20 protein-coding genes, 6 tRNA genes, 2 pseudogenes and 1 riboswitch are annotated in these 20,227 nt (G+C 67.2%); of the genes and pseudogenes, 17 read left to right on the forward strand and 11 right to left on the reverse strand.

Annotated elements, in window-relative coordinates; all coding sequences use genetic code 11:
* The first annotated feature begins 51 nt into the window (after nt 1-51).
* Complete coding sequence (locus NMQ03_RS08585; RefSeq protein ID WP_255175210.1) at nt 52-1,632, forward strand: multicopper oxidase family protein; 1,581 nt, start codon at nt 52-54, stop codon at nt 1,630-1,632.
* A 24-nt stretch (nt 1,633-1,656) separates the two neighbouring features.
* Here NMQ03_RS08585 and ybaK read toward each other — a convergent pair whose 3' ends face one another.
* Genes ybaK through NMQ03_RS08600 form a run of 3 tightly spaced genes read right to left on the reverse strand, consistent with a single transcriptional unit; the run spans nt 1,657 to nt 3,587 of the window.
* The gene (ybaK, locus tag NMQ03_RS08590; protein WP_255175566.1) at nt 1,657-2,169 is read right to left on the reverse strand and encodes a Cys-tRNA(Pro) deacylase; all 513 of its coding nucleotides are present in this window, start codon (nt 2,167-2,169) and stop codon (nt 1,657-1,659) included.
* Between the two features lie 10 nt (nt 2,170-2,179).
* A complete protein-coding gene (locus NMQ03_RS08595; protein ID WP_255175211.1) occupies nt 2,180-2,632 on the reverse strand; it encodes a SufE family protein in 453 nt (150 codons plus the stop codon).
* 28 nt (nt 2,633-2,660) lie between these two features.
* Nucleotides 2,661-3,587 carry a sulfurtransferase gene (locus NMQ03_RS08600; RefSeq protein ID WP_255175212.1) on the reverse strand — a complete coding sequence of 309 codons (927 nt, stop codon included), beginning with the start codon at nt 3,585-3,587 and terminating at the stop codon, nt 2,661-2,663.
* A gap of 215 nt (nt 3,588-3,802) precedes the next feature.
* Here NMQ03_RS08600 and zapE point away from each other — a divergent pair, with 215 nt between their 5' ends.
* Complete coding sequence (zapE, locus tag NMQ03_RS08605; protein ID WP_224025730.1) at nt 3,803-4,840, forward strand: cell division protein ZapE; 1,038 nt, start codon at nt 3,803-3,805, stop codon at nt 4,838-4,840.
* Here the strand turns inward: zapE and NMQ03_RS08610 are convergent.
* From NMQ03_RS08610 to NMQ03_RS08640, 7 genes and pseudogenes are all read right to left on the reverse strand, one after another.
* Nucleotides 4,837-6,057: pseudogene (locus NMQ03_RS08610) on the reverse strand (benzoate/H(+) symporter BenE family transporter). The gene zapE and the pseudogene NMQ03_RS08610 overlap by 4 nt on opposite strands.
* A gap of 144 nt (nt 6,058-6,201) precedes the next feature.
* Nucleotides 6,202-6,465, reverse strand: coding sequence for an antitoxin (locus NMQ03_RS08615; RefSeq protein WP_255175213.1), 264 nt, complete (start codon nt 6,463-6,465; stop codon nt 6,202-6,204).
* A 148-nt stretch (nt 6,466-6,613) separates the two neighbouring features.
* Nucleotides 6,614-6,685 (reverse strand) — tRNA-Val (locus NMQ03_RS08620).
* A gap of 33 nt (nt 6,686-6,718) precedes the next feature.
* A tRNA-Gly gene (locus NMQ03_RS08625) sits at nt 6,719-6,791 on the reverse strand.
* A gap of 57 nt (nt 6,792-6,848) precedes the next feature.
* Nucleotides 6,849-6,920: transfer RNA gene (locus tag NMQ03_RS08630), tRNA-Val, on the reverse strand.
* A 37-nt stretch (nt 6,921-6,957) separates the two neighbouring features.
* Nucleotides 6,958-7,028 (reverse strand) — tRNA-Cys (locus NMQ03_RS08635).
* A 47-nt stretch (nt 7,029-7,075) separates the two neighbouring features.
* Nucleotides 7,076-7,148: transfer RNA gene (locus tag NMQ03_RS08640), tRNA-Gly, on the reverse strand.
* A gap of 339 nt (nt 7,149-7,487) precedes the next feature.
* Between NMQ03_RS08640 and NMQ03_RS08645 the strand changes: the two genes are divergently transcribed.
* The 14 genes and pseudogenes from NMQ03_RS08645 (at nt 7,488) to hisF (ending at nt 18,791) form a co-directional block, all read left to right on the forward strand.
* Nucleotides 7,488-7,559, forward strand: a tRNA-Val gene (locus NMQ03_RS08645).
* Between the two features lie 104 nt (nt 7,560-7,663).
* Nucleotides 7,664-8,518, forward strand: a complete 855-nt coding sequence (locus NMQ03_RS08650; RefSeq protein WP_255175214.1) for a cytochrome — start codon at nt 7,664-7,666, stop codon at nt 8,516-8,518.
* A 77-nt stretch (nt 8,519-8,595) separates the two neighbouring features.
* Nucleotides 8,596-9,198, forward strand: coding sequence for a peptide deformylase (gene def / locus NMQ03_RS08655; RefSeq protein ID WP_255175215.1), 603 nt, complete (start codon nt 8,596-8,598; stop codon nt 9,196-9,198).
* Nucleotides 9,195-10,115, forward strand: a complete 921-nt coding sequence (fmt, locus tag NMQ03_RS08660) for a methionyl-tRNA formyltransferase (RefSeq protein ID WP_255175216.1) — start codon at nt 9,195-9,197, stop codon at nt 10,113-10,115. The genes def and fmt overlap by 4 nt, the downstream gene beginning before the upstream one ends.
* Nucleotides 10,112-11,743 (forward strand): RsmB/NOP family class I SAM-dependent RNA methyltransferase, encoded by a 1,632-nt coding sequence (locus tag NMQ03_RS08665; RefSeq protein ID WP_255175217.1) that lies wholly within the window; start codon nt 10,112-10,114, stop codon nt 11,741-11,743. Before fmt ends, NMQ03_RS08665 begins: the two co-directional genes overlap by 4 nt.
* A 49-nt stretch (nt 11,744-11,792) precedes the next feature.
* Nucleotides 11,793-12,470: a ribulose-phosphate 3-epimerase gene (gene rpe / locus NMQ03_RS08670; RefSeq protein ID WP_255175218.1), complete on the forward strand. Its 678-nt coding sequence runs from the start codon at nt 11,793-11,795 to the stop codon at nt 12,468-12,470.
* Between the two features lie 39 nt (nt 12,471-12,509).
* Nucleotides 12,510-12,658, forward strand: a riboswitch (FMN riboswitch).
* 171 nt (nt 12,659-12,829) lie between these two features.
* The gene (gene ribD / locus NMQ03_RS08675; protein ID WP_255175567.1) at nt 12,830-13,969 is read left to right on the forward strand and encodes a bifunctional diaminohydroxyphosphoribosylaminopyrimidine deaminase/5-amino-6-(5-phosphoribosylamino)uracil reductase RibD; all 1,140 of its coding nucleotides are present in this window, start codon (nt 12,830-12,832) and stop codon (nt 13,967-13,969) included.
* Entirely contained in the window at nt 13,969-14,631 is a 663-nt protein-coding gene (locus NMQ03_RS08680) for a riboflavin synthase (RefSeq protein ID WP_255175219.1), read from the forward strand. Before ribD ends, NMQ03_RS08680 begins: the two co-directional genes overlap by 1 nt.
* Before the next feature lie 83 nt (nt 14,632-14,714).
* The gene (ribB, locus tag NMQ03_RS08685; protein ID WP_255175568.1) at nt 14,715-15,413 is read left to right on the forward strand and encodes a 3,4-dihydroxy-2-butanone-4-phosphate synthase; all 699 of its coding nucleotides are present in this window, start codon (nt 14,715-14,717) and stop codon (nt 15,411-15,413) included.
* Complete coding sequence (ribA, locus tag NMQ03_RS08690; RefSeq protein ID WP_255175220.1) at nt 15,410-16,144, forward strand: GTP cyclohydrolase II; 735 nt, start codon at nt 15,410-15,412, stop codon at nt 16,142-16,144. The genes ribB and ribA overlap by 4 nt, the downstream gene beginning before the upstream one ends.
* Before the next feature lie 33 nt (nt 16,145-16,177).
* The gene (gene ribH, locus NMQ03_RS08695; protein WP_018770776.1) at nt 16,178-16,666 is read left to right on the forward strand and encodes a 6,7-dimethyl-8-ribityllumazine synthase; all 489 of its coding nucleotides are present in this window, start codon (nt 16,178-16,180) and stop codon (nt 16,664-16,666) included.
* A 104-nt stretch (nt 16,667-16,770) separates the two neighbouring features.
* The gene (locus tag NMQ03_RS08700) at nt 16,771-17,034 is read left to right on the forward strand and encodes a phosphoribosyl-ATP diphosphatase (protein WP_009358176.1); all 264 of its coding nucleotides are present in this window, start codon (nt 16,771-16,773) and stop codon (nt 17,032-17,034) included.
* A 79-nt stretch (nt 17,035-17,113) separates the two neighbouring features.
* Nucleotides 17,114-17,974 (forward strand): annotated as a pseudogene (hisG, locus tag NMQ03_RS08705) (ATP phosphoribosyltransferase).
* A gap of 40 nt (nt 17,975-18,014) precedes the next feature.
* Entirely contained in the window at nt 18,015-18,791 is a 777-nt protein-coding gene (hisF, locus tag NMQ03_RS08710; protein ID WP_255175221.1) for an imidazole glycerol phosphate synthase subunit HisF, read from the forward strand.
* 146 nt (nt 18,792-18,937) lie between these two features.
* Here the strand turns inward: hisF and NMQ03_RS08715 are convergent, their stop codons facing one another.
* Nucleotides 18,938-19,582 carry a TIGR03085 family metal-binding protein gene (locus NMQ03_RS08715; protein WP_110544633.1) on the reverse strand — a complete coding sequence of 215 codons (645 nt, stop codon included), beginning with the start codon at nt 19,580-19,582 and terminating at the stop codon, nt 18,938-18,940.
* 112 nt (nt 19,583-19,694) lie between these two features.
* On the opposite strand from NMQ03_RS08715, the gene hisI reads away from it, so the two are divergent.
* Nucleotides 19,695-20,150, forward strand: a complete 456-nt coding sequence (gene hisI / locus NMQ03_RS08720; RefSeq protein ID WP_255175222.1) for a phosphoribosyl-AMP cyclohydrolase — start codon at nt 19,695-19,697, stop codon at nt 20,148-20,150.
* The last annotated feature ends 77 nt before the right edge of the window (nt 20,151-20,227 follow it).

Raw genomic sequence — 20,227 nt, forward strand, 5'->3', positions numbered from 1 at the left:
GCCGAACTGGGCGTCCTGGACATGAGTGCCGGCGGCACTGCGTCTCTCTGGATGCGAAACGCCCAGCACCGCTTCCAGGCCGGCATGGGCGTGGCCGACACCCTGGCATACCAGGACTGGACCTCCTCCCGTACATATTTGGGCCCGGTCATCGTCGCCCGGAAAGGAACCCCATTTCGCCTCACCGTCCATAACGGGATCGAACGGCATCCCCTTGGCTACGCCGTCGACGCGGAGCTCGTTCCTCCCGGCAGCAACGATGCTGCAGCGCCCAGGACGTCCGTGCACCTTCACGGAGGCAACACCAGGCCAGAGTACGACGGCGGCCCCGGGCAGGCATTCAGGCCCGGCGCTTCCTACACGTACAGGTATGGCAACGACCAGGACGCAGCCGGTCTCTGGTACCACGATCACGCGCTCGGCATTACGCGATTGAATGTCTATGCGGGGCTGGCCGTCGGCTACCTGTTGCGGGACTCAGGTGGATCAGGAATAGATACCGGCGACGGTACCCACCTGCCCCCGCCGCCCTATGAAGTTCCGCTGATCATCCAGGACAAGATGTTCAACCCCGACGGAACGCTTGCGTACCCGCCGAACCCGGACCTTTCCACTGCCGGCGGAACACCGCGTCCCTGGGCGCCGGAGTTCTTCGGCGACGCCGCAACAGTCAACGGTAAGTGCCGGCCGAATCTCGACGTGGCCCGGGGGAAGTACCGGCTCCGCATGTTCAACGGCTCCAATGCCCGGTTCTACGACCTCAAGTTCGCAGTTGATGGCGCGGCGCTCGCCTTCTTCCAAATAGGAACGGACGGCGGCCTGCTCAACGCACCGGTCCGGCTGAACAGGCTGCTCCTGGGGCCGGGCGAGCGGGCGGATGTCGTGATCGATTTCGCCGGACACAAGCCCGGCACGCGGGTTGTTCTGGCCAACAGTGCCCGCGTCCCCTACCCGGACGGCCCCGCCACCATCCAGCTCGGGGGACTCCCGCTGCCGCAAATCATGCAGTTCACTGTGACATCCCAGGCCGGATACACAGCGCCGCTGCCTGGCAGCCTCCGGGACTGTTCCATCACCGATCTGGTGGCCAGGGCCCCGGAGGCCATCAGGCCCATGGCACTGGTGGAAGTGGCCAACGCCGCCGGGGTTCCCCTCATGGCGCTCCTGAACAACCGAAAATTCGAGAGCGAAGACATTCTCCGGGTCCGGAGCGACAGCCTCGAAGAATGGGAACTGATCAATACCACGGGGGACGCCCACCCGATCCATGTGCACTTCACCCAGTTCCAGGTCCGCGACCGGCAAAAGTTCGACGTCGACGGGTACCTGGCAGCCACCGGCTATGTAGACCCAGGGACCGGCCTGGTGACGCCGGGCCGCGGCAGCGCCGTTCCGGTCCAGCCCTTCCTGATTGGACGCCCCAAAGCAGCGCCGGCACATGAGCAGGGCTGGAAGGACACGGTCATTGCCATGCCCGGGGAAGTCACCAGGATCCGTGTTCCGTTCGGGGCAGGGGCGGCGGACGGAGCCCCGCTGGCCATCGGCTCATCCTTCAGTGGCGAGTACGTCTGGCACTGCCATATCCTGGAGCACGAGGACAACGAGATGATGCAGCGGTACATCATCGAGTAGCGGAATGAACCACCCCTGCTGCGGCTAGGGCCGGAGGTTGCCTGCGGCCAGTGAGCTGATGGGAGCCGTGACGGCGTCCGTCAGCCGGACCAGGTCAGCCGGCGCCAGCTCAATGTCCAGGCCCCGCCGACCGCCCGAGACCAGCAGGGTGCCCAGGGCCAGGGCGCTGGAATCCAGCACCGTGGGGGAGGGCTGGCGCTGGCCGAGCGGGGAGATGCCGCCGAGGACATAGCCGGTCCGGCGCTGTGCCGCAGCGGGATCGGCCATGGCGGCTTTCTTGGCCCCCAGCGCAGTGGCCATCGCCTTCAGGTCCAGGGTTCCGCTGACCGGAACAATGCCCACCGCGAGCCTGCCCTCAACTTCCACCATCAAGGTTTTGAAGACGCGGGACGGATCGATCCCCAAGGCCTCGGCTGCCTCCGCTCCGTAGCTCGCCGCCGAGGGGTCATGGGTGTACGGATGCAGCACAAAGGGAACCCCGGCCGCGGTCAAGGCCGCTGTGGCCGGGGTTCCCTGTGCGTTGTTCCTGCGTGCCATGACGGCGGGGTCAGGCGTGGCTGCGGGATGCTGCGGCAACCTTGCGCTTGATCCTGCCCAGCATGGCGGTCATGCCCCGCATGCGCAGGGGGGTGATGGCGCGGGTGAGTCCCAGCAGCTCCGGCATGTCGTCCGGCACCGACAGGATCTCTTCCGCTGTCAAACCGTCCAGGCCCTCGTGCAGCACCCCGGCGAAACCGCGCGTGGTGGGCGCCTCGGGCGGTGCCTTGAAGAACAGGCGGACGGCGCCGTCGTCGTTGGTTCCCGTCTCAATGGTGAGGAACAGCGGCGACTGGCACTCTACGACCTGCTCAAGGAGTTCGGGGTGGTCCTTGAGCCGGTCCGGGAGTTCCGGCAGTCCTTCCGAGAACTCCAGCAGCAGCTGCAGCCTCTCGGGTTCGGACAGGGCCTGGAAATCGTCCACGATCGCCGCCAGGGCGGAAGGCAAAGCTTGAGTAGTCATCGTTCCAAGTCTACGCGGGGGAGCAGGGTCAGGCTCCGACGGCTACGGGAACAGAGCCACGCTCCGCGCCCTTGACGATCGGCACGCGCACGGCGTTGCCCCACTCAGTCCAGGACCCGTCGTAGTTGCGGACGGTCTCAAAGCCCAGGAGGTACTTGAGGGCGAACCAGGTGTGGCTGGACCGCTCGCCGATGCGGCAGTACGCCACGACGTCGTCGCCTTCGGCCAGGCCGGCCTCGCCGAGATAGATGGCCTCCAGTTCCTCCCTGCTGCGGAAGGTGCCGTCGGCGGCAGCGGCGCGTGCCCACGGGATGGAGGCTGCAGTGGGGATGTGGCCGCCGCGCAGGGCACCCTCTTCCGGGTAGGCCGGCATGTGGGTGCGCTGACCGGTGTATTCCTCGGGGGAGCGGACATCGATCAGGGGACCGGTGCCCAGGAGGGCCAGGACGTCATCCTTGAAGGCGCGGATCGGGGCGTCGTCACGCTCAACCACCGGGTAGTTACCGGGAACGGGAGCAGGCCGGTCCCTGGTCAGTTCGCGGCCCTCGGCAACCCACTTGTCCCGGCCGCCGTCCAGCAGCCGGACGTCCTGGGGGCCGAACAGCGTGAAGACCCAAAGGGCGTAAGCGGCCCACCAGTTGGACTTGTCGCCGTAGATCACCACGGTGCTGTCGCGGGAAATGCCCTTGGACGCCGCGAGTTCAGCAAAGGCGGCACCGTCAACGTAGTCGCGGGCCACGTCGTCGTTCAGGTCCGTGTGCCAGTCGATCTTGACCGCGCCGGGGATATGGCCGGTTTCGTACAGCAGCACGTCCTCGTCGGACTCCACCACGATAAGTTCGCCGCGGGCCACGGCACCGCTTTCAACGGCGGCAGCAAGCCACTCAGTGGAGACCAGCCGCTCCGGGTGGGCGTAGGCTGCGAACTTCTCATTCTGTTCAACCGGGTAGGGCATGGCTTGGCCTTTCACTAAGAGCACGGGAAACCGCGGAACATCCATTGGAACCTGTTCCCACACTAACCAGCGCCCGTGGGGTTGTCCGTATTCCGTTAATAGGGCGAAATGTTGCCTTCATCACGCCCCGGGGCGGCAGGACGGCGTCCCGCCCGGGTTGGGCGTGCATTGCCGGTATCCTTTCTGGGGACCAACCACCAGCAGAACGGACCACCTTGGTACAGATCGAACAGCTTGCCGCCCGCACTCCGGCAGTATCGGTGGACGAACTCCTTAAGGGCTTCTACCCCTCGCCCCGGTTTGGGGAGGTTTCCTTTTCGAGCTACCGCCCGGACCCGAAGCAGCCCAGCCAGGCCGCCGCCGTGCGTGCCCTGGAGGGATTTGCCGACGGCGTGGGGTCGGGCAACGGAGGCGGGCTTTTCAAGAAGCTGTTCGGCAAGAAGGACGAATCCAGGGCGGGTATCTACCTGGACGGCGGTTTCGGCGTGGGCAAGACCCACCTGCTCGCCTCCCTGTGGCACGCGTCGCCCGGCCCCAAGGCCTTCGGTACGTTCGTGGAGTACACCAACCTCGTGGGCGCCCTTTCCTTCCGCAAAACGGTGGACGCGCTGAGCAGCTACCAGCTCGTGTGCATCGACGAATTCGAACTGGACGATCCGGGCGACACCGTCCTGATGTCCCGGCTCATGCGCGAGCTGGCTGACGCCGGGGTCAAACTTGCCGCCACGTCCAACACTCTGCCGGGCTCCCTGGGCGATGGCCGGTTTGCCGCTGTGGACTTCCAGCGCGAAATCCAGGTCCTGGCGGACCAGTTCGACGTGATCCGCATCGACGGCGAGGACTTCCGGCACCGTGGCCTCCCGGCCGCACCGGCGCCGCTGAAGAACAGCGAGCTCAACGCGCACATGAAGGCGGAATTCGACGGGAAGACGGTGGCCCAGGATGAGTTCTCCACCCTCATCCACCACCTGGCCGGAGTGCACCCCAGCCGCTACCGCCAGCTGATCCACGGCATTGACGGCGTGGTGTGGCGCAACGTGGAAACCATCACGGAACAGGCTGTAGCGCTGCGGTTCGTGGTCCTTGCAGACCGGCTCTACGACAAGGATGTCCCGATCCTGGCCAGCGGCGTCCCCTTCGACAAGCTGTTCACCGAAGAGATGATGGCCGGCGGGTACATGAAGAAGTACTTCCGCGCCGTCTCCCGCCTCACTGCGCTGGCCCGTGAAGGCCAGAACCACGAGCCCTCCTAGGCGGACTCCTTCCCGGACCGGGCGCGGGGCCGCAGCGCCAGCCGGACCACCAGCCCGGCCAGCAGCGCCCAGAAAGCGGACCCGATCCCGGCGAACGCCAGGCCGGACGCGGCCATCAGGAACGTAACGGCCGGGGCGATCCGGTCGTCCGGTTCCGCCAGGGCTGACGAGACCGCCGAGGCGAGGGTGCCCAGCAGTGCCAGCCCGGCAACGGTCTCAAGCATCCCGGCCGGCGCCTTGCTGACAACCGACACCAGGGCGGCCGAGAAAGCGGCCAGCACCAGGTAGGCCAGGCCGGACGTGAAGCCCGCGATCCACCTCCTGCTCCGGTCCCCGCCCTCGCCGGCGGCCAGGGCAGCACTGAGTGCCGCGAGATTGATGGCGTGGCCGCCGAACGGGGCTCCCGCAACAGTTCCCGCTCCCGTGACCAGCATCGCCGGGCGCCACGGTGCCTCATATCCGAAAGACCTCAGCACGGCCACCCCGGGAATGTTTTGCGAGGCCATCGTCACCACGAACAACGGCAGAGCAATGCCCGCCATGGCCTGGAGGCTGAACGTGGGTGTGGTCCAGGCCAGTGCCGGGACCATGGCTGCCGGTTCAACAGGAGTTCCAGCCGATGCCAGGGTTATTCCGATCACGCCCAAGGCCGCGAGCAGGGCTGCCGGCACCGCCCAGCGCGGAGCGAACTTCATCATCAGCAGCCAGCACAGGATCACCGGCGCTGCAAACGCCGGGACGGAACCGAGGGCCTTGAAGGGTGCCAGGCAGAGCTGGAGCAGGACGCCCGCCAGCATGGCCTGGGCCAGGGAGGGCGGGATACGCGCCATCAGCCTGCCAAGCGCCGGCACCAGGCCGGTCATGGCCAGCAGCAGGCCCGCACCAAGGAAGGCTCCGACGGCGGCCGGTCACCCGCCGTCGGGAACTCCCGATGCCGCAAGCAGCGCCGCGCCCGGCGTTGACCAGGCAAGTGTCACCGGGACCCGGGAACGCCAGGCGAGCACCAGCACGCCGAGCCCGACGGTGAGCGTTACGGCCAGGAGGCCGGACGCAGCCTGGGCAGGATCAGCGCCGACTGCCTTGAGGCTTACCAGGACCACGGCGAAGGATGAGGTGAAGCCCACCAGCGCGGTGACGATCCCTGCGACCACCGGCCGGGAATCGGTCCGGGTCAGTCCGGGCTTGGCTGCCGTGGTGGGGGCGGGGGACTTGGGCATACCGGCAGGTTACCGGCCCAGGTTTGCCAGACGGCAATTCGGGGGGGGGGCAAACGTTGCCCTTAAACGCCAAAGGTGCGGGCGCCGCCTCCCGGCGGGACCCGCACCTCCTTGACGTGCCGGGCAAAGCCCTGGCCAAATCCTTTACGGAGCCCTGTCAACCGGCGGAACCGGATTTCCAGGAGCTGCCGGGGGAACCTGCTCGGCGGCAGGTGCCTGCCCCGGGGTGCCGTTCTTGTCAACGAGCTTGGAAGCGCCATCCTGGATCTTGTCGACGTGGCCTGCGTACTTGCCGCCGGTCCTGGTGTCGACGAAATCGCCGGCCTTGGTGATGCCGTCCTTGATAGCTTGCTCGTTGCCGCGGATGAGACCCTGAGCCTTGCCCTTTAGATCGTCAATCAAACCCACGGGCACCTCCCTTCTATCGCGGAGCCAGGTCGCTCCTTGCGCATTCGATCCTATCCGGGCGCGGAAGGCGTGCCAAGGAAATCACGTTCGCCAGCAGCGGATGCGGCTTAAACGAAAAAAGCAGCTCCGGAGAGCTGCTGTTCGTGTGTGGGCGATACTGGGATCGAACCAGTGACCTCTTCCGTGTCAGGGAAGCGCGCTACCGCTGCGCCAATCGCCCGGAACCGGAAGACCGGCTTATGGGATATAAGAGAGCGGACGACGAGATTCGAACTCGCGACATCCACCTTGGCAAGGTGGTGCTCTACCAGCTGAGCTACGTCCGCATTGTGCAGATTGTTCCGGAAAATCCAGCGGTACTGCCGGCAAGTTGCCTTGCCGAGTGGGCGATACTGGGATCGAACCAGTGACCTCTTCCGTGTCAGGGAAGCGCGCTACCGCTGCGCCAATCGCCCATTGCATCCGGAAACCCGGAAACCATGGTTTTCACCGAGGTGGGTACGGGATTCGAACCCGTGTATACGGCTTTGCAGGCCGCTGCCTCGCCTCTCGGCCAACCCACCGTGTTAGCGTCAATTCCGAAGAATGTTTGCTGTGACAGTGTCCTGCGAGCGGACGACGAGATTCGAACTCGCGACATCCACCTTGGCAAGGTGGTGCTCTACCAGCTGAGCTACGTCCGCATTTTGGAGGCTTGATTCCTTGCCGTTTCCGGCATTTCCTCGCGTTCCAACGAGTAAAAACAATATAGGAGGTTCGGGGAAACTCCAAATCGCCCCGGCGCGGCTGGCCCGCGTGGCCCCTGCAACCGCGGAATTCCGCGGAATATGCGAGTTACAGGCGTGTAATTCCGGTCGGGGTGGGTGCGGCGGCCCCACGTTGTGCTGCCTGCTGCGCTGCTGTCCTTCAGGTGCGGGGCGGGGGCCAACGTTGCTGCGAACCCCCCTTTTAGCGTGCCTTTGCGTGTGGCGCCGCCCGATTTTTCAATTGGGGCAGACGTGGGCTAGCATTCAAATGCATCGGGGCGATTGGCGCAGTGGTAGCGCGCTTCGTTCACACCGAAGAGGTCACTGGTTCGAACCCAGTATCGCCCACCGCAGAGGTCCGTTTCCGCTCATCAGCAGCGGAAACGGACCTTTTTTGCGTGCGGCTCCTGCCGCCGGAGATTTTGTCGGCCCCCTGTGAAAGAGTCTTTTGTATGACTGATCCGCTTCTCGCCCACGCCACCGAATACGGCCGGATGTACGCACGGTCAACGTCTGAGCAGTTCTCGGTACCTTCCATCACCACGGTGATCAGCCAGCAACCGCACGGCCTCGATGGCTGGTTCGGCTATATGGGTGCCAGCAGCCTGGCCAACGATCCGCTGCTCTCCGACTGCCTGGGGAGCCCGGCCAAAATCAAGCAGGCCATCAACCGTGCGGCGAAGGCGGCCGAAACGTACCGGGACGACGCCGCCAGGCGCGGGGACCGGGTCCACAACTACTGCGAGCAAGTGGCTCTGCGGGCGCTGGGACGCCCGCATTCCATGAAGGAAGCCCGCGACGCCCTGGCCGCCAACGGTGAGGAAGCCTTCGCCGTTCGGTTCGACGAGTGGTGGGAACTCTTCCGCGTGGAGCCCATCGCCCCGGAAATCACGGTCTGGAACAGCTCGGTGGGATACGCCGGCACCCTTGACCTCGTGGCCAGGATCAACGGACGCATTTGCCTGATCGACTACAAGACCAAGGGCACAACGCGGGACGGCCAGGTCAAGCCGCTGGATGACAAGGTGGTGATGCAGCTGGTTGCCGGCATGAAGGCGGAAGAAAGCCTCGTGGATCCGGAGGCGGGGATCTGGGAGCCCTGGAAGTACGGCGAGGACCCGGTCCTGCTGGCGGTGGCCATCGGCGAAACGGAGGTCCGCCCCGTCCGGGCCAACCCTGAGGTCCTCAAGCACCACTGGTGGAAGTTCTGCGCCCTCCGCCGGGTCTGGGAACTTTCCGCGGACACCATCAGCGCGGGCACTGCGCTGCTGCCCATCGCACCCCCGCCCCTGGCCCGTACTGCCTAAGGCGACGGTGCACGTGAAGAGACTGCACCTAAACTGGACAGGTTCACTTTCCCGCCAACCGTGAGGACACCCAGCGCATGGCTATTCTGAATATCCGCATCATCGGCGATCCTGTGCTGCGCACAGTTGCCGATCCCGTGACGGAATTCGGACCCGACCTTGCCAAACTGGTCGCCGACATGACCGAGACCATGGAGGACGTGGACGGAGCCGGCCTCGCCGCTCCCCAGATCGGCGTCAGCAAGCGCATCTTCACCTACCGTATCGACGGGGTGGAAGGCCACATCATCAACCCTGTCCTCGAGAACAGCGAGGACTACCAGCCGGACCATGTGGAAGGCTGCCTGTCCATCCCGGGCCTCGGCTTCCCGGTCCGCCGTTTCCGCGCCACCCGCGTCACCGGCGTTGACATGCACGGCAACCCGGTCACCATTGACGGCGAAGGGATGCTGGCACGCTGCTTCCAGCACGAAAATGACCACCTGGACGGGATCCTTTACACCGACCGCCTCGAGGGCGAGGACCGGAAGGCGGCGCTGAGGTCCATCCGCAACGCCAACTACGACGCCGTCGCCGGACGTACCACAGCCAAACGCGCCAAGAGCGTGGGGTCAAGCTTCGGCGGGGCAAGCTTTGGCGGAACCGGCACCCCCGGCTCCAGCTTCGGAGCAGCCGGGTGAGGGTCCTCTTCGCGGGGACACCCGCCGTCGCAGTTCCCTCCCTGGACGCGCTCGTAAATGCCGGCTTCAACGTCGTTGCCGTCCTGACCCGGCCCGACGCGGCGGTGGGCCGGAAACGCGTGCTGACGCCGTCGCCCGTTGCCCAGCGGGCCGCGGAACTGGGCATCGAGGTCATCCGTGCCGCGCGCGTCGATGCCGCGGCCATAGCCGGCATCAGCGCGGTGCAGCCGGACGTCGCGGCCATCGTCGCCTATGGCGGACTGGTTCCCCCTGATGCCCTGGGCATTCCGCGGCACGGCTGGGTCAACCTGCACTTTTCCCTGCTGCCTGCCTGGCGCGGGGCGGCCCCGGTCCAGCGGTCCATCATGGCCGGAGACGACGTCACCGGCGCCGTGACGTTCCAGCTTGAGGAAGGCCTGGACACCGGGCCCGTCTTCGGCACCCTGACGGAGGCCGTCAAGCCCCAGGACACCGCAGGTGACCTGCTGGAACGGCTGGCCCACAGCGGCGCGGTCCTGCTGGCCCAGACGCTTTCTGCCATCGATGCCGGAAAAGCAGCGCCGCAGCCACAGGCCGGCGATGTCACGCTGGCGCCGAAACTGACCCTGGAGGACGGCCACCTGAACTGGGCGCATCCGGCCCTAGCCATCAGCAGGCAGGCGCGCGGCGTCACCCCCGAGCCCGGTGCCTGGACCCTGCTCGACGGGCAGCGGGTCAAACTTGACCCGGTGCGGCTGCGGCCGGATGTTTCCGGGCTGGCCCCGGGAACCGTGGCACTGAACGGCAAAGCCGTGCTGGTGGGGACAGGGTCGCACGCGGTGGAACTTACCCGGATCCAGCCCGCCGGGAAAAAGATGATGGCCGCCCCCGACTGGGCGCGCGGTTTGGCTTCACTGGAGAGCGTGGTGTTCGAATGACCGGGTCCGGAGGCAATACAGGCGGACGGGGAAGTGCCGGGGGACGCAGCAGCGCCGGGAAAGGCGGGCAGGGCGGCAGCGGCGGACCTGCCGGCGGCGGCCGTGGCAACGGCGGTCCCCGGGACGCCAGCCGGCGGAATGCCAAGGGGCGGGAACGCAACCGCGGGCCGCAACGGAGCTTCACCGGGCAGGCGCCGTCCCAGCGCACCAGGCGCGCAGATCCCGCCCGCCTGGTCGCCTTCGAAGTGCTCCGCGCCGTGGCGGCGGAGGACGCCTACGCCAACCTGGTGCTGCCCGCGCGGATCCGGCACCACCACCTGGACAAGCGGGACGCCGGATTCGCCACCGAACTGAGCTACGGAGCCCTCCGCAGCCAGGGCACCTATGACGCCATCCTGGCGCGGTGCGTGGACCGCCCTCTGGCCCAGCTTGACCCGGCCATCCTCGATGCCCTCCGCATCGGTGCCCACCAGCTGCTTGCCATGCGGGTCCCCGCCCACGCTGCACTGGACCAGACCGTAGGGCTGGCCCGCGCGGTCATCGGCGCCGGACCGTCGACATTGATCAACGCCGTCCTGCGCAAGGTCGCCGCCCGGAGCCTGGAGGAATGGCTGGACATGCTGGTGGAAGGCGAAACCGATGCTACGAAGGTAGCCGCGGTGAGGTACGCCCACCCTGAGTGGATCGTCCGGGCCATGCGCCAGTCCCTCGTAGCCCACGGCCGTTCCGCAGCAGAGATCGACGAACTGCTGGAAGCGGACAACGACGCACCTGTGGTTAACCTCGTAGCCCTGCCCGGCCTGGGCAGCCTGGACGAAGCGCTGGAAAACGGCGCCACCCCCGGGGAACTGGTTGAAGGCTCGGCGCTCTCCAGCGGCGGGGACCTGGGCCGCCTGGCCTCCGTCCGCGCCGGTACCACCAGGGTGCAGGATGTCGGTTCCCAACTGGTGGCCAGGGCCCTGGCCGCGGTGGACCTTGGTGCGCCCGGTGGAGTGGGCGGGGCTGGAAGTGCACCCGCGGCCGGTGACGCTGAAACGTGGCTTGATCTCTGTGCCGGTCCCGGCGGGAAGGCAGCGCTCCTTGGTGCGCTGGCACACCAGCGGGGCGCCACGCTGCTCGCGAACGAGCCCGCGCCGCACCGGGCCAAGCTGGTCAGCCAGGCACTGTCCGCCGTTCCGCACGGCAGCTGGCAGGTCCGCACCGGTGACGGCCGGGAAGTGGGCGGTGAGCAGCCCGGGCGGTATGACCGTGTCCTGGTGGATGTTCCCTGCACCGGCCTGGGGGCTCTGCGCCGCAGGCCCGAGTCCCGGTGGCGGCGCTCGCCCAAGGACATTGCAGATCTCGGGCCGCTGCAGCGCGAACTGCTGGCCTCGGCCCTGGCTGCCGTCCGGCCAGGGGGAGTGGTGGCCTACGTGACCTGTTCACCGCATCCCGCCGAGACAACCGCCGTAGTGGACGACATTCTGCGCAAACGCCCCGACCTGGAACTCCTCGACGCCGGTGCGGCCCTGGACGCGGTAAGCCTGACCGGCAGCCTGGGCGCAGGCCACGAGTCAACGGCGCAGCTCTGGCCCCATATCCATCACACCGACGCGATGTTCCTTGCCCTGATAAAGAAGAAGGCCTGACCGGGCAGAACGCCCGAGTTTCCCACCACGCACCTTGAAAGGCACCCCCGTGACGCAATGCTGCATCAACCCGAGCATCCTCTCCGCCGACTTCGTGAACCTTGAGGCCGAACTGCAGCGGATCAGCAATGCCGACGCCGTGCACGTTGACGTCATGGACAACCACTTCGTCCCCAACCTGACCCTCGGGTTGCCCGTCGTGCAGCGGATCCAGGCCGTCAGCCCCGTGCCGCTGGACGCCCACCTGATGATCGCCGACGCGGACCGCTGGGCGCCTGGTTTCGCTGACGCCGGCCTGGCCTCCGTGACGTTCCACGCCGAAGCTTCCATTGCGCCCATCAAGCTGGCACGGGAACTGCGCAGCAGGGGATCCAAAGCGGGGATGGCCCTGCGCCCGGCAACCCCGGTGGAGCCGTACCTTGACATGCTGCCCGAACTCGACATGCTGCTCATCATGACTGTGGAGCCGGGCTTCGGCGGCCAGGCGTTTCTGGACATCACGCTGCCCAAGATCCGCAGGGCCCGCGCGGCCGTGGAGGGCTCCGGACTGGGGGTGGCCATCCAGGTTGACGGTGGCATCACGGAAGAGACCATTGCCCGGGCCGCCGAGGCCGGGGCGAACGTCTTTGTGGCCGGTTCCGCCGTCTACGGCGCCGACGATCCGTCCGCTGCCATCGACCTGCTGCGCGCCAAGGGCAGCCGGACGTTACGCGCGGCGACGGAATAACCGGGAGCCCCTCCCGGTTATGGCACAATAACAACACACATACGTGCTCCGGGGTCGGTGTAAGTCCGAACCGGCGGTGACAGTCCGCGACCCGCGCGCCGTTGTTCTCCCAGGGGGGCTCCGGCAGACGGTTGAACCGGTGGAATTCCGGTACCGACAGTTAAAGTCTGGATGAGAGAAGCACGTACAGCTGTATCTGCGCAGCCTTTTGGCTCCGCAGCGTTCTGCTGTCGTATCCCCGGAGCCATCGCGGTTCGACAGGGAAGGAACGACACACGAATGAACCCCCAGCGATGGCTCTTAAACGCCGCAAGCCCTGCCGCTTCAAAGGCAGGCCACACCTCCGCAACGGCAGCCTCATGACGGGCGCCGTAAAGCTTCAGCCGGCCGCCGGGGTGGTCACTGCCTTCAGCGCCGCCGAAACGGCCGCCATGGAGCAGGCCCTCCAGGCAGCGCTGAAAGGCCCGCGAGGCGCGAATCCCCTGGTGGGCGCCGTCGTCGTAGGCGCTGACGGCAAGCAGCTCGTTGCCGGCTACCACCGCGGCGCCGGCACCGCACACGCTGAAGCCGACGCGATTGCCCAGGCCGCCGCCGTCGGCCTGGACCTGTCCGGCTGCACCATGGTGGTCACGCTGGAACCCTGCAACCATGTGGGCCGCACCGGACCGTGCACGGAAGCGATCATCGCGGCCGGGATCACTGATGTGGTCTACGCCGTGGACGACCCCCACGACCCCGCTGCCGGGGGCGCGGCAACACTGCGCGCAGCCGGTGTCAGGGTCCGCAGCGGCCTGGGTGCCGACGAGGCGCTGGACCTGAACCGGCAGTGGTTCGAGGCGGTGGCTGCCAAGCGGCCGTTCGTCACCCTGCACATCGCGCAGACCCTGGACGCCCGCATCGCTGCCGAAGACGGCACCAGCCAGTGGATCTCCAGCCCGGAGTCCCTGGCCGACAACCACGGGATCCGCAGCCGCATCGACGCCATCCTGGTGGGCACCCAGACCGTAATAGTGGACAACCCCCGGCTGACCGCCCGGGACGCCGCCGGCAATCCCGCGCCCAAGCAGCCGGTCCGTGCCGTCATGGGTCTCCGTGATATTCCGGAGGGCGCCGCAATCCACGGTGACGATGGCCTGGCCGTCCACCTTCCCACCCGCGACCCGCACCAAGCGTTGTCCATGCTGTACTCGTCCGGCATCCGGCATGTCATGGTGGAGGGCGGGTCCAGCATCCTCAGCTCCTTCCTGGCGGCAGGCCTGGTTGACGAACTGATCGTGTACCTGGCGCCCACCCTGCTGGGATCCGGCACCCCCGCTCTGAACGGGCTGGGCATCACCAGCCTTCCCGACGCCCAGCAGTGGGAATGGGACGCGTCCGACGGCGGCGCGGTCCGGACGCTGGGCCGGGACCTCAGACTCCACCTCAGACCGCAACGGCACGTTGCACTTGACCACCCACCAACCCGCACAGCCGCGGAGCCAGCCCAGGGAGGCTACTGATGTTTACCGGAATTATTGCCGAGCAGGGGCAGGTGCTGTCCGTCGAGCGCGACGGCAACACCAGCGCCACCGTCCGGCTGCACGCGCCCGCCTCCACCGAGGGCCTGGCACTTGGGGGCTCCATCGCCGTCAACGGGGTCTGCCTCACGGCAACAGCGATTGACGGCAAGGACTTCAGCGTCGACGTCATGGGGGAGACCCTGGTCCGGAGCACCATCGGCGAGCTCGCTGCAGGCGACTCAGTCAACCTGGAGCGCTGCGTTCCCGCAGGCGGCCGCCTGGACGGCCACGTGGTGCAAGGCCACGTGGACGGCGTGGGCGTCCTGCTCGAACGGGAACCCCAGGGCAACTGGGAGCGGCTGCGCTTCGGCGTCCCCGCCAACCTGGCCCGCTACATCGCAGAGAAAGGCTCCATCGCCATCGACGGCGTCTCCCTCACCGTGACGGCAGTCAGTCCGGCCGCAGAGCAGGAACCCTGGTTCGAAGTGGGCCTGATCCCCACCACCCTCGCCGAAACCGGCCTGGGCACCAAGACCACCGGCAGCCGGGTGAATCTTGAAGTCGACGTCCTGGCCAAATACACCGAACGGCTGCTTGCCTTCCGCGGTACCGCCGCACCGGCCGTCAGCGGCCAAGCTGCCATTGCGGGAGGTGCACGGTGAACGCAGCAGTACGCCTGGAGCCCGCCGTGGCCCATGACCCCGTGACCAACGCCGTGACCGGCACCCCGGCATCCGGTGACCCGGTGACCGGCCGGGCATCTTCGGGGCCCGCCCGGGGACTGGACCCCATCGCGGACGCCGTGCGCGCCATGGCCGCCGGGCGTCCGGTGCTGGTGGTCGACAACGAGGACCGCGAAAACGAAGGCGACATCATCTTCGCCGCCCAGCACGCCACGCCGGCGCTGATGGGCTGGACCATCCGGTACAGCTCCGGCGTGATCTGCGTGCCGTTGACCGGGGAGCGCGCGGACGCACTGGCACTGCCTCCCATGACGGCTGTCAACGAGGACGCGAAGGGCACTGCCTACACCGTCTCCTGCGACGCGGCCGTCGGCGTCAGCACGGGAATCTCCGCAACGGACCGGGCCCTGACCGCGCGCATCCTGGCGGACCCGCAGGCCGGTCCGGCATCCGTGACCCGGCCGGGGCATATTTTCCCGCTCCGTGCAGTTGATGGAGGTGTGCGGGAACGCCAGGGCCACACCGAGGCCGCTGTGGACCTGTGCCGCCTGGCAGGCCTTGCACCCGTCGGGGTGATCGCGGAAGTGGTGTACGACGACGGCGAAATGATGCGCCTGGACGGGCTCCGTTCGTTCGCAGCTGAACATGGGTGCCCCCTGATCTCCATCGAGGACCTGGTGGCGTATCTTGAAGCCGGGACCGGGGGAGCACCGGACGAGGATGCCCGGGCGGTCCCGGGTGAAGAAAAGGAGAAACGATGACGGCAGCGGCAGCCAGCGACGACAGCCAGCACAATGGTCACCGGAAGCCCCACGCGGTGTCCGGTGAAGCGCCCCATCCCGTCAGCGGAGGGCCCGTGGTGAAACTGCCCACCGCCTTTGGCGACTTCGTGGCGCAGGCGTGGACAGACCTCGTAACAGGCGTGGAGCATCTGGCCGTCAGTTCCCCCAATGCTCCCACCGACGGAAAAGCTCCCCTTGTCCGGCTGCATTCCGAGTGCCTCACCGGGGATGTCTTTGGCTCCTACCGGTGCGACTGCGGGGAACAGCTCGCCTTCGCGCTGGAGCTGATCCGGGACAACGGAGGAACCCTGCTCTACCTCCGCGGCCAGGAAGGCCGCGGCATTGGCCTGGCCAACAAGATCAAGGCCTACGCGCTGCAGGAAGCGGGCTTTGACACCGTCGAAGCCAACGAGCAGCTGGGCCTTCCCGTTGATGCCCGCTGCTACAAGGCCGCGGCCCAGATCCTCGCGGAAATGGGCCTGCATGAAGTCCGGCTGCTGAGCAACAACCCGGACAAGCAGAACAGGCTGGCCAAGGCCGGGGTGACGGTCGTGGAAATGGTTCCCACAGAGGTCCCCTCCCGCGAACAGAACATCCGGTACCTGCGCACCAAGAAGGACCGCATGGAACACCGGCTGGTGCTGGACACCCAGGTGGCTCCCGTGCCTGTGACGGCCCCCGAAACACCTTACGACCACGAGCAAGACTGACGTCTTCACGAACGAACGGAACACAAGAAACCCATGAGCGGACACGGCGCCCCCGACATCGACCTCAGCACCCTCAACCCGGCTGAAACCTCGCAGCTGAAGCTGGCCATCATCGCAGCCAGCTGGCACACGCAGATCATGGATGGCCTCCTGGACGGTGCACTCCGCGCCGCCAAGGATGCCGGGATCGCCGAGCCCACCGTTCTCCGGGTTCCCGGCAGCTTCGAACTTCCCGTGGCCGCCGCGCGGCTGGCACCGCACTTTGACGCCGTGGTGGCCCTCGGCGTCGTGATCCGCGGCGGCACGCCGCACTTCGACTACGTCTGCCAGGCTGCGACGTCGGGCCTCACCGACGTCAGCGTCTCCACCGGCGTGCCGGTGGGCTTCGGCGTGCTCACCTGCGACAACGAACAGCAGGGCCTGGACCGCGCCGGCCTGCCCGGCTCCAAGGAAGATAAGGGCCACGAGGCCGTCACCGCGGCACTGGCCACCGCCGTCGTCCTCAAGCAATACCGCAGCTAAGCGGCACCCCGCTGCACGGGCGCGGTGTGTATTCCCTCACATCGCGCCCGTCATGCAACCGCCCGGGAAGCGCCCCCACGGCCGCAGCAAGTAGGCTGGAGGGCGTGAAGAATTTCGAGACGCTGTTCGCTGAGCTCAGCGAGAAGGCAGCCACCCGCCCGGAAGGCTCCCGCACCGTCGCTGAATTGGAGTCCGGTGTTCACGGCATCGGCAAAAAAGTCGTTGAGGAAGCAGCCGAAGTATGGATGGCTGCCGAATATGAATCCGATGAAGCTGCGGCCGAGGAAATCTCCCAGCTGTTGTACCACCTGCAGGTTCTGATGCTCGCAAAAGGCCTGACCCTGGAAGACGTCTACAAGCATCTGTAGCCACCGGTACGCTCTGCCGCGGCCTCCTGTGGCCTGCATTGCCTGATAACCCAGACCTTCCACCCAGAAAGAATTTCCCATGCTGCGAGTAGCCGTTCCCAACAAGGGCTCCCTGTCCGAAGCCGCCTCCGCCATGCTCTCCGAAGCCGGATACCGCCAGCGGCGCGACAGCCGCGAGCTGGTCATGGTTGACCCCGACAACGACATTGAGTTCTTCTTCCTCCGCCCCCGCGACATCGCGGTATACGTGGGCCGGGGAACGCTCGACGTCGGCATCACCGGCCGCGACCTGCTGCTGGACGCCGAGGTGGAAGCCGAAGAACTGCTTCCACTGGGCTTCGCCGCCTCCACGTTCCGCTTTGCGGGCCCGGTGGGCGATTTCAGTTCCGCCGCCGAGCTCGAAGGCAAGCGCCTTGCCACCAGTTACGACGGATTGCTGCGCAACTACCTGGCAGAACGCGGCATCAATGCCAAGGTGGTCCGGCTCGACGGCGCCGTTGAATCCTCCGTGCGCCTCGGCGTCGCGGACGCCATCGCCGACGTCGTGGAAACCGGCAACACCCTCAAGGCCGCCGGCATGGAAATCTTCGGCGAACCCATCCTCAAATCCGAAGCCGTCCTGATCCGGCGCACCGGCGCCGGCTGAGCCGCCAACGGCACGGCCAAGGAGATCGAGGTCCTCATCCGCCGCCTCCAGGGCGTCCTGGTGGCGCGCCAGTACGTCCTGATGGACTACGACATCCGCAAGGAACTCGTGGAGAAGGCCGCCAGCCTGACTCCCGGCCTCGAATCGCCCACCGTCTCCCCGCTGCGGGACTCCGACTGGGTAGCCGTCCGGTCCATGGTGCCCAAGAAGGAAACCAACCGGATCATGGATGAACTGTACGACCTGGGCGCCCGCGCCATTTTGGTCAGCAGCATCCACGCCTGCCGCATCTGATCAACGGCTTCCCCAGCACCACCGAATACCAGGAGTTCCCATGGCAGTAGCAGTACGGGTCATTCCCTGCCTTGATGTCGACGCCGGGCGCGTCGTCAAGGGCGTCAACTTCGAGGGCCTCCGCGATGCCGGCGACCCCGTGGAACTCGCCCACCGCTACGACAACGCCGGCGCCGACGAACTGACCTTCCTCGACGTCACCGCGTCGTCCGGTAACCGGGAGACCACGTTCGACGTCGTCCGGCGCACCGCCGAGGAAGTCTTCATCCCGCTCACCGTTGGCGGCGGCGTCCGTGGGGTGGCCGAGGTGGACAAGCTCCTGCGCTACGGCGCGGACAAAGCCTCCATCAACACCGCGGCCGTGGCGCGCCCGGACGTCATCGACGAGATCACCCGGCACTTCGGTTCCCAGGTGCTGGTCCTGTCCGTCGACGCCCGCCGGACGCGCCCGGGATCCCGGCCCACGCCGTCGGGCTTCGAAGTGACCACCCACGGCGGCCGCACCGGCACCGGGATCGACGCCATCGAATGGGCCAGGGAAGCAGCCGACCGCGGCGTCGGGGAGATCCTGCTGAACTCCATCGATGCCGACGGCACCAAGGACGGGTTCGACCTCGAACTCATCAAGCTGGTCCGGGCCGCCGTCAGGGTCCCCATCATCGCCTCCGGCGGCGCGGGGGAGCCGGCGCACTTCCCGCCCGCCGTCGAGGCCGGCGCGGACGCCGTCCTGGCTGCGTCAATTTTCCACTGGGGCCCGGACAACATGATGTCCCAGGTCAAGGACGCCATCCGCGAGGCAGGCTTCGAAGTCAGGTAGTCCCCACCGCCCCTTAACCTCGCAAGTCCGCACCGCCTCCCTGCCCTCGCAAGCTCGGGCTGGGGCCCTCGCCGGAGCGGCTCCTCGGCCAGGGAACCCCGCGGGCGTGGGCCCACCTTCGCCCACCCTGGTCAGCGACCTTGTTTCTACAGTCCTACTTCGGCTGACTGGAGAAGGGCTACGGCGTCCGGCTGGCCTTCGAACGTGACCAGGGCGTGGCGGGTGCGGCCATGGGCGTGCATCAGCAGTTCGCCCGGCTCGCCGACGATGGCCACCGAAACGGGCGCGCGCTTGGCCACGTGCCTCGGCCCGGACGGGCGGACCAGGACAATGCCAAGGTCCACGCCGCGGTAGAGAATGGCGGCGCGTTTAACCAGTTCGTCCCAGAGCGCGTCCGAGTAGGCCTCGTCCAGTGCCCGGGGGGCCCACCGGTCCACGGCGCGCCGGACGTCCTCCGTGTGCACGAAGTACTCGATCAGGTTGGCGCTTTCGTCCAGCGCCCGGATGCTCATCGGGGAGAGGGCCGGCGGCCCGGCGCGGAAGGTGTTCACCAGCCGGGCGTAGTCCTCGTTGCTGGTGAGCTTGGCGGCCAGCTTTGCGGTGGCCTGGTCCGAGGCCTTGGCCAGGCGCTTGATGATCAAACCGAGCCCGACGGCGGCCTTCCGCTCGCGCAGGTACAGGTGCGCGGCAAGGTCCCTGGTACGCCAGCCCTTGCACAGCGTGGGCGCATCAGGGCCGGCCGCAAGCAGGGTTTCGGCCAGGACTTCTCGGGACGGTTCGACGAAATGCATCACTTGTGAAACTAGCACGAGTGGTGTGGAGTTGGGCAGCACTGCGGCGGCCGGTGGCGTGCCGTTGTTCACAACAGGAGACCGGCCCGGCGGAGGCACTAGACTTGACCCGATGTCTGAGCAGCCAACCCCCGTCCAAACCGCAGGATCCGCCGTGTCCGCTCCCGTGCAGTCCGTGCCGGCGCCGTCCGTTGAATCCGCCCCGCCGGCAAGCCCGCTTCCCGAGGAGGTGGCCGCCGCGCTCAAGCGCGACGGCGCAGGCCTGGTGGCCGCTGTGGTGCAGCAGTACGACACGAACGAAGTGCTCATGCTTGGCTGGATGGACGACGAAGCCCTCCACCGCACCATGACCACCGGCCGCGTGACGTTCTACTCCCGCTCCCGCCAGGAGTACTGGCGCAAGGGGGACACCTCGGGGCACGTCCAGTGGGTCAAATCCGTGGCCATGGACTGCGACGGCGACGCACTGCTGGTGCGCGTCGACCAGGTGGGCGCCGCCTGCCACACCGGCACCCGAACCTGCTTCGACGGCAGGGACCTCGACGTGGTGGCCGGTCAGGCAGGGTAGGCGGCAGCGACAGCCCGGCCGGCGTTTCCACCCGGCGGCGGCCATCCCAGCAAAGCACAACCAAGGTGCCGGCAACG

This window comes from Arthrobacter sp. DNA4, from assembly GCF_024362385.1.
In the GTDB taxonomy this organism is placed as follows: Bacteria; Actinomycetota; Actinomycetes; order Actinomycetales; family Micrococcaceae; genus Arthrobacter.

What these genes read in the sequence shown, in the direction of transcription:
- hisI (WP_255175222.1), top strand. Translation starts at nt 19,695, where the DNA reads ATGTCTGAGCAGCCAACCCCCGTCCAAACCGCAGGATCCGCCGTGTCC.
- ribH (WP_018770776.1), top strand. Translation starts at nt 16,178, where the DNA reads ATGAGCGGACACGGCGCCCCCGACATCGACCTCAGCACCCTCAACCCG.
- ribA (WP_255175220.1), top strand. Translation starts at nt 15,410, where the DNA reads ATGACGGCAGCGGCAGCCAGCGACGACAGCCAGCACAATGGTCACCGG.
- ribD (WP_255175567.1), top strand. Translation starts at nt 12,830, where the DNA reads ATGACGGGCGCCGTAAAGCTTCAGCCGGCCGCCGGGGTGGTCACTGCC.
- NMQ03_RS08650 (WP_255175214.1), top strand. Translation starts at nt 7,664, where the DNA reads ATGACTGATCCGCTTCTCGCCCACGCCACCGAATACGGCCGGATGTAC.
- NMQ03_RS08680 (WP_255175219.1), top strand. Translation starts at nt 13,969, where the DNA reads ATGTTTACCGGAATTATTGCCGAGCAGGGGCAGGTGCTGTCCGTCGAG.
- def (WP_255175215.1), top strand. Translation starts at nt 8,596, where the DNA reads ATGGCTATTCTGAATATCCGCATCATCGGCGATCCTGTGCTGCGCACA.
- ybaK (WP_255175566.1), bottom strand. Translation starts at nt 2,169, where the DNA reads ATGGCACGCAGGAACAACGCACAGGGAACCCCGGCCACAGCGGCCTTG.
- hisF (WP_255175221.1), top strand. Translation starts at nt 18,015, where the DNA reads ATGGCAGTAGCAGTACGGGTCATTCCCTGCCTTGATGTCGACGCCGGG.
- NMQ03_RS08665 (WP_255175217.1), top strand. Translation starts at nt 10,112, where the DNA reads ATGACCGGGTCCGGAGGCAATACAGGCGGACGGGGAAGTGCCGGGGGA.
- NMQ03_RS08600 (WP_255175212.1), bottom strand. Translation starts at nt 3,587, where the DNA reads ATGCCCTACCCGGTTGAACAGAATGAGAAGTTCGCAGCCTACGCCCAC.
- NMQ03_RS08585 (WP_255175210.1), top strand. Translation starts at nt 52, where the DNA reads ATGCGAAACGCCCAGCACCGCTTCCAGGCCGGCATGGGCGTGGCCGAC.
- NMQ03_RS08715 (WP_110544633.1), bottom strand. Translation starts at nt 19,582, where the DNA reads ATGCATTTCGTCGAACCGTCCCGAGAAGTCCTGGCCGAAACCCTGCTT.
- NMQ03_RS08595 (WP_255175211.1), bottom strand. Translation starts at nt 2,632, where the DNA reads ATGACTACTCAAGCTTTGCCTTCCGCCCTGGCGGCGATCGTGGACGAT.